The organism is Micromonospora sp. NPDC047620 (genome assembly GCF_043205005.1).
Taxonomy (GTDB): Bacteria; Actinomycetota; Actinomycetes; order Mycobacteriales; family Micromonosporaceae; genus Micromonospora.
On record NZ_JBIDDG010000004.1, the window covers coordinates 177340 to 190236 of the forward strand.

Annotated in this window: 12 protein-coding genes and 1 tRNA gene; 11 read left to right on the forward strand and 2 right to left on the reverse strand. The window is 75.2% G+C overall.

The window, feature by feature from the left end:
• Window positions 1-138: 138 nt before the first annotated feature.
• Window positions 139-729: a YqgE/AlgH family protein gene (locus ACGF5C_RS06425; protein WP_393297261.1), complete on the forward strand. Its 591-nt coding sequence runs from the start codon at window positions 139-141 to the stop codon at window positions 727-729.
• A gap of 89 nt (window positions 730-818) precedes the next feature.
• Window positions 819-891 (forward strand) — tRNA-Ala (locus tag ACGF5C_RS06430).
• A gap of 112 nt (window positions 892-1003) precedes the next feature.
• Here the strand turns inward: ACGF5C_RS06430 and ACGF5C_RS06435 are convergent.
• Entirely contained in the window at window positions 1004-1270 is a 267-nt protein-coding gene (locus ACGF5C_RS06435) for a hypothetical protein (protein WP_393297263.1), read from the reverse strand.
• A 264-nt stretch (window positions 1271-1534) separates the two neighbouring features.
• On the opposite strand from ACGF5C_RS06435, the gene ACGF5C_RS06440 reads away from it, so the two are divergent.
• The 8 genes from ACGF5C_RS06440 (at window position 1535) to ACGF5C_RS06475 (ending at window position 10492) form a co-directional block, all read left to right on the forward strand.
• The gene (locus tag ACGF5C_RS06440) at window positions 1535-2503 is read left to right on the forward strand and encodes an aldo/keto reductase (protein ID WP_393297264.1); all 969 of its coding nucleotides are present in this window, start codon (window positions 1535-1537) and stop codon (window positions 2501-2503) included.
• A gap of 5 nt (window positions 2504-2508) precedes the next feature.
• Entirely contained in the window at window positions 2509-3006 is a 498-nt protein-coding gene (locus tag ACGF5C_RS06445) for a hemerythrin domain-containing protein (RefSeq protein ID WP_393297266.1), read from the forward strand.
• Between the two features lie 341 nt (window positions 3007-3347).
• On the forward strand, window positions 3348-4592 hold the full coding sequence (locus tag ACGF5C_RS06450) for a sensor histidine kinase (RefSeq protein ID WP_393297268.1): 1245 nt from the start codon (window positions 3348-3350) through the stop codon (window positions 4590-4592).
• Window positions 4589-5257 (forward strand): response regulator transcription factor, encoded by a 669-nt coding sequence (locus ACGF5C_RS06455; RefSeq protein WP_393297270.1) that lies wholly within the window; start codon window positions 4589-4591, stop codon window positions 5255-5257. Before ACGF5C_RS06450 ends, ACGF5C_RS06455 begins: the two co-directional genes overlap by 4 nt.
• Before the next feature lie 77 nt (window positions 5258-5334).
• Window positions 5335-6405 (forward strand): hypothetical protein, encoded by a 1071-nt coding sequence (locus ACGF5C_RS06460; protein ID WP_393297272.1) that lies wholly within the window; start codon window positions 5335-5337, stop codon window positions 6403-6405.
• 69 nt (window positions 6406-6474) lie between these two features.
• Entirely contained in the window at window positions 6475-7980 is a 1506-nt protein-coding gene (locus tag ACGF5C_RS06465; RefSeq protein WP_393297274.1) for a magnesium chelatase, read from the forward strand.
• Between the two features lie 2 nt (window positions 7981-7982).
• Window positions 7983-9938, forward strand: coding sequence for a VWA domain-containing protein (locus ACGF5C_RS06470; protein WP_393297276.1), 1956 nt, complete (start codon window positions 7983-7985; stop codon window positions 9936-9938).
• 89 nt (window positions 9939-10027) lie between these two features.
• Window positions 10028-10492, forward strand: a complete 465-nt coding sequence (locus ACGF5C_RS06475) for a hypothetical protein (RefSeq protein WP_393297278.1) — start codon at window positions 10028-10030, stop codon at window positions 10490-10492.
• Between the two features lie 26 nt (window positions 10493-10518).
• Here ACGF5C_RS06475 and ACGF5C_RS06480 read toward each other — a convergent pair whose 3' ends face one another.
• Window positions 10519-11508 carry a GlxA family transcriptional regulator gene (locus ACGF5C_RS06480; protein ID WP_393297280.1) on the reverse strand — a complete coding sequence of 330 codons (990 nt, stop codon included), beginning with the start codon at window positions 11506-11508 and terminating at the stop codon, window positions 10519-10521.
• Between the two features lie 52 nt (window positions 11509-11560).
• On the opposite strand from ACGF5C_RS06480, the gene ACGF5C_RS06485 reads away from it, so the two are divergent.
• Entirely contained in the window at window positions 11561-12862 is a 1302-nt protein-coding gene (locus ACGF5C_RS06485) for an MFS transporter (protein ID WP_393297282.1), read from the forward strand.
• Window positions 12863-12897 lie beyond the last annotated feature (35 nt).

Consider the following 12897-nt stretch of genomic DNA (forward strand, 5'->3'; position numbering starts at 1 on the left):
ATGACTGTCGATCACCCGACCGTCAGACCTTAACCACCGCCCCGGAGGCAGGCTATGGTGCCAGGCATGGCGTTGACGGCGCGGACGGCACCGGTGCCCCCGGGCGTCCCGGTGCGGTCGGTCTGACGGGGGTCCGGCATGCAGGGAGAGGGGCAGGCGATCGGCGGGCGGGCTACGGGGTCGATGGCCGGGCGGCTGCTGGTCGCGACGCCGGCGCTGAAGGACCCGAACTTCGACCGTACGGTCGTGCTGCTGGTCGCGCACGAGCCCGGCGGCGCCCTCGGCGTGGTGCTCAACCGGGCGACCGAGGTGCCGGTCGCCGAAGTGCTGGGCGACTGGAGCGGCCTGGCCCGCGATCCGGCGGTGCTCTTCGAGGGCGGGCCCGTGCAGCCCGACTCGGCGATCTGCCTGGCCCGGATGCGCCACCCGGTGCAGCGGCTCAAGGGCTTCCAGCAGATCTCCGGCGCGGTCGGCACGCTCGACCTGTCGGTCGACCCGGAGCGGTTGCGGGAGGGCATCAGCGGCATCCGCGTCTTCGCCGGCTACTCCGGCTGGGGTTCGGGCCAGTTGGAGCAGGAGATCGAGGACGGCTCCTGGTTCGTGCTGGACGCGCTCCCCGGCGACGGCTTCGTGGACCGGCCCGACGACCTGTGGCCGATGGTGCTGCGCCGGCAGGGCGGCATGATGGCGGCGATCGCCCACTTCCCGCCGGACGTGGCGCTCAACTGAGGCGCCGGCGGGTGGGGACCCCGCGAGATGACCATGCGGCGGGGCGTGTGTATAGTTCTCTCGTGCCCGGGTGACCGGGACAACCGCAAGGGGCCGTGGCGCAGCTGGTAGCGCACCACACTGGCAGTGTGGGGGTCAGGGGTTCGAGTCCCCTCGGCTCCACCCTTGCGAAACGCCCTGGTGAGGGACATCCTCCACCAGGGCGTTTGGCGTTCCTGCTGCTCTTGGCCCGCTACGTGCCCTAGACGGTGCCGGCTGGCAGTGGTGCGGCGCTTCAGGCGGATGTGACCCGGTAGCCGCCGCTTTGCACCGTGAAGAACGGCGCGGGCGCCATGACGGGTGCGTTCGGGCTCCCGGCCATGCACTTGGCCAGGTTCTCCAGTGGTCCCGTCGAGCCCATCTGGTCGAGGCTGTGCCCGGAGTCGTCGTCACCACCGTCGAAGACGGTGAAGCCGAGGTGCTTGCCCGGCCAGCTCTGATTCAGCTCGGGGGAGGTCTTCGTGACGATCGCGGTCAGTGTCGAGGCTCGGCCGCTGGTCATCACGCAGTTCACCTCTCCTTCGGCCCAGAGGGTGAGATTCAAGGCGGCCGGAACTCGGTGTCGTATCCCCAGTGGCCCTTGGAGCGCAGCGCCAGCTCGGTCAGCTCGGTCGCCTCGTCGGGCCGGGCGGGCCGGATGAGGAATCGCACCCGGCCATTGTGCCGGAGGTGCGGCGAGCGGCACCGGGCCGGCACCGGGCGCTGCCGCTCTCTGCGCGAGCCCGAACGGGCGTACCGTCCCTCTTGTCCCGGTAGGTTCGGTGCCATGCGCTTCGTCCAGCTCGACACCCCGAAGCCCCTGTCCAAGATCGGCCTCGGCACCTGGCAGTTCGGGTCCCGGGAGTGGGGCTACGGCCCCGAGTACGAGCGCCGGGCGGTGGACATCGTCCGGCGGGCGGTCGACCTCGGCATCACCCTCTTCGACACCGCCGAGCTGTACGGCTTCGGCCGCAGCGAGCGGATCCTCGGGGAGGCGCTCGGCGACGACCGGCACAAGGTCGTGCTCGCCACCAAGATCTTCCCGGTCCTGCCGGTCGCCCCGGTGGTGCAGCAGCGGGCGGTCGCCTCGGCCGCCCGGCTCGGCGTCACCCACCTCGACCTCTACCAGGTGCACCAGCCCCACCCGCTGGTCGCCGACCACACCACCATGCGCGGCATGCGCGCGTTGCAGGACGTCGGGCTGGTCGGCGAGGTCGGGGTCAGCAACTACGGCCTGCGCCGCTGGCAGGTCGCCGAGGCGGCGCTCGGCCGGCGGGTGCTGAGCAACCAGGTCCGGTACAGCATGGTCGACCGCGGTCCCGAGCACGACCTGCTGCCGTACGCCCGGCAGGCCGGCCGGGTGGTGATCGCGTACAGCCCGCTGGCCCAGGGCTTCCTGTCCGGCCGGTACGACGCGAGGAACCCGCCGAGCGGGGCGGTGCGCCGGGCCAACCCGTACTTCCTGCCGGAGAACCTGGAACGCGGCGCGGCGCTGATCGACACCCTGCGGCAGGTGGCCGACGCGCACGACGCCACCCCCAGCCAGATCGCCCTGGCCTACCTGCTGCGCCACCCCTGCGTGGTGGCCATCCCCGGCGCGTCCGGCGTCGAGCAGGTGGAACGCAACGCGGCGGCCGCCGAGATCGACCTGGCCGACGACGAGTACGCCGCGCTGGCCCGCGCGGCGAAGGAGTTCCGCCCGATCACCGGGCTGGCGGCGATGCCCCGCCTGCTCCGGGCCCGAACCGGAAAGTGAGCCTGATGGACGACATCACCGCGCTGATCCTCGACGACCACGCCGCCTTCCGGCGGGGCTTCGCCCACCTCGACGACGCCCGCGACGAGCACGAACTGCTGGCGATCTGGGACGCGCTCGCCCTGCACCTCGACATCCACGCCGAGGCGGAGGAGGCGATCCTCTACCCGCACCTGGTGCGCCACGGCGACGACGGCGAGGCCGAAACCGTCGACGCCATCGGCGACCACAACAAGATCCGCGACGCGGTCACCGAGTCCAAGCTGCACCCGGTGGGTTCCGACCAGTGGTGGGCGGCGGTGCGTACCGCCCGCCGGGAGAACAGCGAGCACCTCGCCGAGGAGGAGGACGAGGCGCTGCCCGACTTCCGCCGGCACGCGGGCGACGAGCTGCGCGCCGAGCTGGGCCGCCGCTGGCTGACCTTCTACGGCGAGCACAAGAACGGCCGCGACCTGCCGTTCACCGACAAGGACCCGCAGCGCTACGTCGACGAGCACCGCTGACGCCCCGCCACCCGTAGGCCCGCCCCCCCGCTGCTCTGCAGCCCGCAGCCCGCAGCCCGCCGCTGCCGGCCGCTGCCTGCCGTCTGCCGGCCGCTGCCTGCCGTCTGCCGGCCGCCGCCTGCTGCCTGTCGGCCGCCGCCTGTCGGCCGCCGGCCGCCGGCCGCTGCCGGCCGGCCCTGTTGGGCTGATGTCGCAAACGACTCAGCTCGACAGGGCGGCGGGGGAGAGCGCCCCGGCCGGACCGGCTCCGCCGCGCAGCACGATCCAACCGCCGGCCGTGGCCACCGATCTCCCCGACGCGGGGGAGTCGGGCCGGGGGCCGGCGGCAGCAGAATGGGCGGGTGAAGCCCCCCACGGTCCTCGCCCCGCTGGTGGCCGGCAGCACCTGGCGACGCGGCGTGTTCCTGCTGCTCGGCGGGGTGCTCGTGCTGCCCTACGTGCTGCTGGCGGCGGCCTTCGCCCAGATGTTGACCCAGCCGGACGTTCCCCGGCCGTTGGTGCTGGGGCTGCTTCTCGTCGCGGCGACGATCGCGGCGGTCCCGGTCTTCCTCGACGGCCCCCGGGCGCTGGAGATCGCCGCCGCGCGGGCGCTGCTGGGCGTCGACCTGCCGGACCCGGCGCCGGGGCACGCCGCCGACCGGGAGACCCGGCTGCGCTCCGCGCTCTGGATCGGGCTCCACCTGGTCAGCGGCGGGCTGGTGGTGGCCGCCCTGTTCAGCGCGGTGCCGATGGCGCTGGCCTTCATCGCGCAGCAGCTCGGCCTCGACGCCGGAATGACCAGCGGGATCCGGTTCGGGCCGTTCGACGGACGGGACACGGGCTGGCTGGCGCTCACGGGCATCGTGGTGCTGGTGGCGCTCGGCTACACCGTCGCCGGGCTGGGCGCGCTGGCCGTGTCGATGGCCCCGGTGCTGCTCGGCCCGGCCCAGGCGGAACGGATCGCGGCCCTGGAGGCCCGCGCCGCCCGGCTCGCCGAACGCAACCGGCTGGCCCGGGAGCTGCACGACTCGGTGGGGCACGCGCTGACCGTCGCCACCCTCCAGGCGGGGGCGGCCCGCGAGCTGCTCGACCGGGACCCGGAGTTCGCCCGGCGCGCGCTGACCGCGATCGAGGAGGCCGGGCGCACCGCCATGGACGACCTGGACCACGTGCTCGGGCTGCTGCGCGAGACCGAGGGCGGGCGGTCCGCGCCGGCGCCGCAGCGTACGCTCGCCGACCTGGACCGGCTGGTGGCCGACACCCGCGCTGCCGGCCTGCCGCTCGACGCCCGGTGCGCCGGCGACGCGGCCGACCTGCCGGCGGCGGTCTCCCGGGAGGGCTACCGGATCGTCCAGGAGGGGCTGACCAACGCCGCCCGGTACGGTCGGGGGCCGGTGACGCTTCGCGTCGACGTGCACGCCGACGCGCTGGAGCTGGACCTGGAGAACGCCGTGGGCCGCCGACGCCGCGCCGACCCGGGGCGGGGCGGCCGGGGCCTGGACGGGATGCGGGAGCGGGTGCTGCTGCTCGGCGGCCGGCTGACCGTCGGGCCCGACGGCGACCGCTGGCGGATCAGGGTGCGGCTGCCGTTCGAGGGGACCCGATGACCGACACCGTGACGACGACCACCGGCGTGTTGATCGTCGACGACGACGAGCTGATCCGGGTGGGGCTGCGGGCCATCCTCGACGCCCAGCCCGACCTGCGGGTGCTGGGCGAGGCCACCGACGGCGCGGAGGTGCCGCCGCTGGTCGCCCGGCTGCGCCCCCGGGTGGTGCTGATGGACGTGCGGATGCCCGGCATCGACGGAATCCAGGCCACCCGGCGGCTGCTCGCCACCTCCGCCGACCCGCCCCGGGTGCTGGTGGTGACCACTTTCGAGAACGACGAGTACGTCTACGACGCCCTCCGCGCCGGGGCCAGCGGGTTCCTGCTCAAGCGGGCCCGCCCGGCCGAGGTGGTGGAGGCCGTCCGGGTGGTCGCGCGGGGCGAGTCCCTGCTGTTCCCGGCCGCCATCCGCCGCCTCGCCGGGGCGTACGGGGGGCGGGGCGCCGACCGGCTGGCGGCCGCCCGGCTCACCGAACGGGAAGCCGAGGTGCTCCGGCTGATGACCACCGGCCTGTCCAATCCGGAGATCGCCGCGCACCTGGTGGTCGGGGTGGAGACCGTGAAGACCCACGTCGGCAACGTGCTCGCCAAGCTCGGCGTGCGAGACCGCACCCAGGCGGTGATCGCCGCGTACGAGTCGGGGTTTGTCACCCCGTCCGGCTGAGGCGGTCCCTCCCGAGGGGGAGCCGGTTCACCGCCGCACGGGAGGGTTCGGGGGGCCCGTCGGCCGAGGCTGGAGGCATGACGACGACCCTTCCTCCCACCCGCCGGCCGGCCGTGCGCCGGTCGGATCGGCTCGCCCCGCTGGCCGCCGCCTGGCTCGGCCTGTGGGGCGTGCTCGCCCTCGTCTCCACCGTCACCGGCGTCGGCTACCCGTTCGGGGCGAACGACCCCGGCGGAGACAGCAACCTGCTGCGGCTGGTCCCGACCACCGTCGGGCCGCCGCTGTTCGCCGCGCTGCTGCTCGGCGCCGCCGTCGCCGCGCTCGCCATGTCCGGTTCGACGGCGGGCCCGGGCCGGCCGCTGCGCACGCTGCTGTCGGCGTACGGGTGGACGGTCGCGGTCCTGCTGGCCGTCGTGGTGCCGGACGTGGGGGTGCTGACCATCCTCGGGTACGCCCCGATCCTGATCGTCGGCGCGCCGTTCGGCTGGCCGCCCGTGGACTACGCGGAGGTCTTCACCTGGGCGCTGTTCGCCCGGTTCGCGGCCGTCGCCGGCGGGGTGCTGCTCGCCGGGGCCGTGCTCAACTGGCAGCGGCGCACCGCCGGCGCCTGCCCGGCGTGCGGGCGCGACGGCGCCGACCACGGCTGGACCTCGCCCGCCTCGGCCGCCCGCTGGGGGCGCTGGGCCGCCTGGGTAGCGGCCACCATTCCCGCCCTGTACGCGGTCACCCGGCTCGCCTGGGCGGTCGGCATCCCGCTCGGCATCGAGCAGTCGTTCCTCGACGAGATGCGGGACTCCGGGATGGTGTGGGCGGGCGCCGGGCTGGGCGGGTTCGCGCTGGTGGGGGCGATCCTCACGCTGGGGCTGGTGCAGCGCTGGGGCGAGCGGTTCCCGCGTTGGATGGTCGGCCTGGCCGGGCGGCCGGTGCCGGTGAGGCTGGCCGTTGTCCCGTCCACCCTGGTCGCGGTGGCGGTCACCGCGGCGACCCTCGGCCTGCTCGCCACCCCGGACTTCTGGGACTTCGGCGAGGCCAGCCTGGCCACCGCGCCGATGCTGCTCTGGCCGTTCTGGGGCGTCGCGCTCGGTGCGGCCACGTACGCGTACCACCTGCGCCGCCGGGGCGCCTGCGGGCGCTGCGGTCGTGGCTGAGCCGTACGACGGCGGGGGCGCCCGGTCGACGGACCGGGCGCCCCGTCTCCGTGAGCTAGCGTTGGTCGGGTGACTGCGCCTTCCCCGGTTACCCCGGTCCCACCGGCCGACCTGCCCGGCACGCTCGGCGCGCTGCGGGCGGCCGGCCACGCGTACCGCACGGTCAAGCAGGAACTCCGCGACAACCTCCTGGCCCGGATGCGCTCCGGCGCCGACCGTTTTCCCGGCATCGTCGGCTACGACGACACGGTGCTGCCCGAGGTGGAGCGGGCGCTGCTCGCCGGGCACGACATGGTGCTGCTCGGCGAGCGGGGCCAGGGCAAGACCCGGCTCATCCGCTCGCTGGCCGGGCTGCTCGACGAGTGGACCCCGGTGATCGCCGGCTCGGTGCTCAACGAGCACCCGCTGCACCCGCTCACCCCGGCGTCCCGGGCGCTGGTCGCCGAGGCCGGCGACGACCTGCCGGTCGCGTGGCTGCACCGCTCGATGCGCTACGGCGAGAAGCTGGCCACCCCGGACACCAGCGTCGGTGACCTGATCGGCGACGTCGACCCGATCCGCATCGCCCAGGGGCGTACCCTCGGCGATCCCGAGACCATCCACTTCGGTCTCGTGCCGCGCACCAACCGGGGCATCTTCGCGGTCAACGAGCTGCCCGACCTGGCCGAGCGGATCCAGGTCGCGCTGCTCAACGTGCTGGAGGAGCGGGACATCCAGGTCCGCGGCTACCAGCTGCGGCTGCCGCTGGACCTGTTCCTGGTGGCCAGCGCCAACCCGGAGGACTACACCAACCGGGGCCGGATCATCACCCCGCTGAAGGACCGCTTCGGCGCCGAGGTGCGCACCCACTATCCGGCCGACCTCGACCTGGAGCTGGCCCTGATCCGGCAGGAGGCCGACCTGGTCGCCGAGGTGCCGGAGCACCTGCTGGAGGTCCTCGCGCGGTTCGCCCGCGCGGTGCGGGAGTCGCCGTCGGTGGACCCGCGCTCCGGCGTCTCCGCCCGGTTCGCGATCGCCGCCGCCGAGACGGTCGCCGCCGCCGCGCTGCGCCGCGCCGGCCTTCTCGCCGCCACCCCCCACCCGCCCGAGGTGTTAGGAAGGGCCCCCTATACAACCGAAAGCGATAGCAAGGTGCCCTTCCTTTCATCGGAGGCGCCGGTGGCCCGGGTGGGGGACGCGGTGTCGGTGACCTCCACCCTGCGGGGCAAGGTCGAGTTCGAGAGCGGCGAGGAGGGGCGGGAGGTCGAGATCCTCGGTCACCTGCTGCGGACGGCGACCGCCGAGACGTTCCGGGCCCGGCTGGCCGGGCTGGACCTGTCGGGCTTCACCGCCCTGGTCGACGAGGACGCGGTGATCGAGACCGGCGAGCTGGTCGGCTCGGCCGAGCTGCTGCGCCAGGTGGGCACCGTGCCCGGGCTGGCCAAGGTGCTGGACCGGCTCGGCATGGGTGACGCGCCGACTCCGGAGGAGGCCGCCGCCGGCGTGGAGTTCGTGCTGGAAGGGCTGCACCTGACCCGCCGCCTCGGCAAGGACGTCACCGACTCCGGCCGGACCCGCTACGGCGGTCGGGCCTGAGCATGGCCGGCAACCGGTTCCGGTACGGGCAGTGGCGGGGCGGCCCTGACCCGCTCGCGCCTCCGTACGACGTGCGGGGCGCGGTGGACGCCGTCGGCGCGGAGGTGCTGGCCGGCGGCAGCCTCCGGGAGGCGCTGCGCGACCTGCTGCGCCGGGGCCCGCGGGGGCGCGGCGGCCTCGACGACCTGGCCGCCCGGGCGAGGCGGCTGCGCCGGGAGGCGCTGCGTCGGGGCGACCTGGACGGGGCGGTCACCCGGGCCCGGGCCCTGCTCGACCAGGCGCTCGCCGCCGAGCGGGACGAGCTGCGGGGGCGCGACGGCGACGCCGCGCGGTTCGCCGAGGCGGTGCTGGACAACCTGCCCCGCTCGACCGCCCGGGCGGTGGAGGAGCTGGCGGGCTACCGGTGGGCCAGCGACGAGGCGCGCCGGACGTACCAGCGGATCCTGGACGGGCTCCGCGACGACGTGCTGGGCCAGCGCTTCGCCGGCCTGCGGGACGCGGTGCGCGCCTCGGCGGACCCGGCCGCCCAGCGGCGGCTGGCCGAGATGATGCGCGACCTGAACGACCTGCTGGCCCGGCACGCCCGGTCCGAGGACACCACCGACGCGTTCGCCGAGTTCATGCGCCGGCACGGCGAGTTCTTCCCGGAGCAGCCGGCCGACGTCGACGAGCTGGTCGACGTGCTGGCCCGCCGGTCGGCCGCCGGGGAGCGGCTGCTGCGCTCGCTGTCCGACCGGCAGCGGGAGGAACTGGCCGGCCTGATGCGGCAGTCGCTCGGCGACCGGCTCGCCGGGGAGTTGGCCGCGCTGGACGCCAACCTCCGTGCGCTCCGGCCGGACCTGCACCGGGGCGGCGGCGAGCGGGTGCGCGGCGAGCGGCCGCTCGGCTACGGCGAGGCCGCCGGCGCGCTCGGCGAGATCGCCGAACTGGACGAGCTGCTCGACCAGCTCGACCAGGAGCACCCGGGCGCCACCCTGGACGACGTCGACGTCGACGCGGTGGCCCGGACGCTGGGCCGGGACGCCGCCGACGACGTACGCCGGTTGCAGCAGCTGGAGCGGGAACTGCGCCGGCAGGGTTGGGTCAGCCGGGACGCCGACGGGCTGACCCTGAGCCCGAAGGCGCTGCGCCGCCTCGGCGGCACCGCGCTGCGGCGGGTCTTCGCCGACCTGACGGCGGGGCCGCGCGGCCAGCACGACCTGCGCTCGGCGGGCGCCGCCGGCGAGGTCAGCGGCGGCTCCCGGCCGTGGGAGTACGGGGACGAACAGCCCCTGGACGTGGTCCGCACGCTGACCCGGGCGGTCCGCCGCGCGGGTACGGGCGTGCCGGTGCGACTGGCCGTAGAGGACTTCGAGGTGGTGGAGACCGAGCGGCGGGCGTCGGCGGCGGTGGCCCTCTGCGTCGACCTCTCCTACTCGATGATCTCACAGGGCCGGTGGGGCCCGATGAAGCAGACGGCGCTGGCGCTGGCGCACCTGATGGCCACCCGGTTCCCGCAGGACGCGTTGCAGATCGTCGGCTTCGGCCGGGAGGCGTTGCCGCTGACCCAGCAGGAGTTGGCGGCCGTCGAGCCGGACATGCAGCAGGGCACGAACCTCCAGCACGCGCTGCGGCTGGCCGGCCGGCACCTGCGGCGGCACCCGGACGCCGAGCCGGTGGTGCTGGTGGTGACGGACGGGGAGCCGACGGCCCACCTGGATCCCGACGACGGGGAGGCGATGTTCCACTGGCCGCCGCTGCCGGAGACGATCGAGGCGACGGTCCGCGAGGTGGACCGGCTGACCCGCTACGGCGCCACGCTCAACCTCTTCATGCTCGGCGACGACCCCGGCCTGCGCCGCTTCGTCGACGCGGTGGCCCGCCGGTCGAAGGGCCGCATGTTCACCCCTGACCTGGAGGACCTCGGCGAGTACGTCGTCTCCGACTACCTGCGCGCCCGCCAGCCCCGCCGCCGCTGACCCGGCCGACCCGCTGGCCCGGCCCCGTCCGGGTGAACCACGCGCGGGAACGCCGGGCCGGACGGGCCGGAGCGGGATTGACTGAGGGCATGGACAGCAGGGCGTTGCGAGGCGCGTACGAGGAGGTGCTGGCGGAGATCGACGCGGGCGGGTTCGGGCCGCCGCCGGCCGGGCAGCTCAGCGCCGAGCAGATCGTCGCCCACCTCGCCGCCAACGACGAGTTGATGACCGAGGCGACCGAGGCGGTCATCGCGGGTTCCCCGTTCGCCTACTACGACCTGGAGACCATCCACCGTCCGCAGGTCGACGCGCTGGTCGCCGAGTGCGGCGGGCTGGACGGGCTGGCCACCCTGCTGCGGGCCACCAGCCAGAAGCTCTGCGCGCTGACCGAGCGGCTCGGCCCGGCGGCGGAGACCCCGGTCGACACCCACCTGCGCGAGGGCTTCGACCTGGTCGTCGACGACACCCTGCCCTGGGGTCGCACCCTCGACCTGCACACCCGCGTCCACCTGCCGAAGCACCTGGCGCAGCTCCGCATGCTCCGCACGCACTGACCCGGCGGCGGGGGCGAGGTGCGGGGTCAGGGGCGGCGGAAGGTGCGCCGGTAGGTCGACGGGGCGACGCCGATGCGCTGGTGCAGCCGCTGGCGGAGCGCTGCGGCGGTGCCGAAGCCGGAGCTGCGGGCGACCTGGTCGACGGTGAGGTCGGTGGTCTCCAGCAGCAGCCGGGCGTGGTCGGTGCGCTGCTGGAGCAGCCACTGCGCCGGGCTCATCCCGGTCTCCGAGCGGAAGCGCCGGGTGAAGGTGCGTACGCTCATCTGGGCCTGTTCGGCCAGGTCGCGCAGGCTGACCGGCTCGTGCAGCCGCTGCCGGGCCCACTCCCGCGCCCCGGCGGTGCCCGCGTCGGCCGCCTTCGGCACCGGACGCTCGATGTACTGGGCCTGCCCGCCGTCGCGCCACGGCGGGACCACGCAGCGTCGGGCCGCCCGGTTGGCCACCTCGCTGCCGTGGTCGGTGCGGATGACGTGCAGGCAGAGGTCGATCCCGGCGGCCACCCCGGCCGAGGTGAGCACCCGGTCGTCGGCGATGAAGAGCACGTCCGGGTCGAGGTCCACCGCCGGGTGCAGCCGCCGGAACCGGTCGGCGTACGCCCAGTGGGTGGTGGCCCGGCGGCCGTCGAGCAGCCCGGCGGCGGCCAGCACGAACGCGCCGGTGCAGATGGACATGATCCGCGCGCCGCGCGCGTACGCCTCCCGCAGCGCGTCCGTCATCGCCGGGTCGAGCGTGCCGTCGCGCATCGGCCGCCCACCGTGGATGCCGGGGACGACCACCGTGTCGGCGGCCTCCAGCAGTTCCAGCCCGTGGTCGGGGAGCACCTGGTAGCCGGCGGTGCTGCGCACCGGGCGGGCGTCGGCGGTGCAGGCGTCGACCTCGTACAGCGGCACGCCGTCGGTGTCGCGCGCGGTGCCGAAGACCTGGGCGGGGGTGCCCAGGTCGAGGCCGACGACCTCGTCGGTGGCGAGCACCGCGATCCGGTGCGGACGGACGGTCATGGCCCGATTATTGCGCATGATGGCTTTCCGGCCACTCGTCGTGGGCGGGACCGATCCGCAGACTCGACCCGTGACCCGACCTCGTCGCCTGCACCCGGCCTGGACCGTCGCCGCCGTCGCGTTCGTCGCGCTGGTCGGCGCGGCCGGCTTCCGCGCCACCCCCTCGGTGCTGCTGCACCCGCTGCACGCCGAGTTTCGCTGGCCGCTGGCCACCATCTCCGCCGCGGTCTCGGTCAACCTGCTGCTCTACGGGCTCACCGCGCCGTTCGCCGCCGCGCTGATGGACCGGTTCGGCATCCGTCGGGTGGTCGCCGGCGCGCTGCTGCTGGTCGCGGCGGGCAGCGGGCTGACCGTCTTCATGACCGCGAGCTGGCAGCTGGTCCTCTGCTGGGGCGTGCTGGTCGGGCTCGGCACCGGATCGATGGCGCTGGCGTTCGTGGCGACCGTCACCGGGCGCTGGTTCGTCCACCGCCGGGGCCTGGTCACCGGCGTGCTCACCGCCGGCGGCGCGGCCGGCCAACTCGTCTTCCTCCCGCTGGTCGCCGTGCTCGTCGCGGAGCACGGCTGGCGGTCGGCGGCGCTCGTGGTCGCCGGGGCGGCGCTGGCGGTCGTACCGCTGGTGGTGTGGCTGCTGCGCGAGTACCCGGCGGACCTCGGACTGCCCGCCTACGGGGCGACCGTGGTCGTGCCCCCGACTCCGCCGGCCGGCGGGGCGGCGGCGCGGGCGCTCGGCGTGCTGGCGCAGGCGGCCCGGACCCGGCCGTTCTGGCTGCTGGCCGGCGGCTTCGCGATCTGCGGCGCGACCACCAACGGGTTGGTCGGCACGCACTTCGTGCCGGCCGCGCACGACCACGGGATGCCGCAGACCACCGCCGCCGGGTTGCTGGCGCTGGTCGGGCTCTTCGACATCGTCGGTACGGTCGCCTCGGGCTGGCTGACCGACCGGGTGGACAGTCGGCTGCTGCTGGGCGCCTACTACGCGCTGCGCGGCGGCTCACTGCTGGTGCTGCCGGGGCTCTTCGCGGCCACGGCCGAGCCGAGCATGCTGGTCTTCATCGTCTTCTACGGGCTGGACTGGGTCGCCACGGTGCCGCCCACGGTGGCGCTGTGCCGGGAGTACTTCGGCGCGTCCGGCGCGGTGGTCTTCGGCTGGGTCTTCGCCGCGCACCAGGTCGGCGCGGCCCTCGCCGCCACCGGGGCCGGGCTGGTCCGCGACCGGCTCGGCGACTACGCGCCGGCCTGGTACGCGGCCGGAGCGCTGTCGATCGGGGCGGCCGTGCTGTCGCTGCTGCTGCGCTGCCGCGGCGAGGCGCCGCCGGTGCCGGTCCCCGTGGTCGCCGGGGGCCGGCGGGCGTGGAGCTACCGGGGCTGAGGTCGGCCGAGCCTCCACCGCTCCCGGCCTCCGGG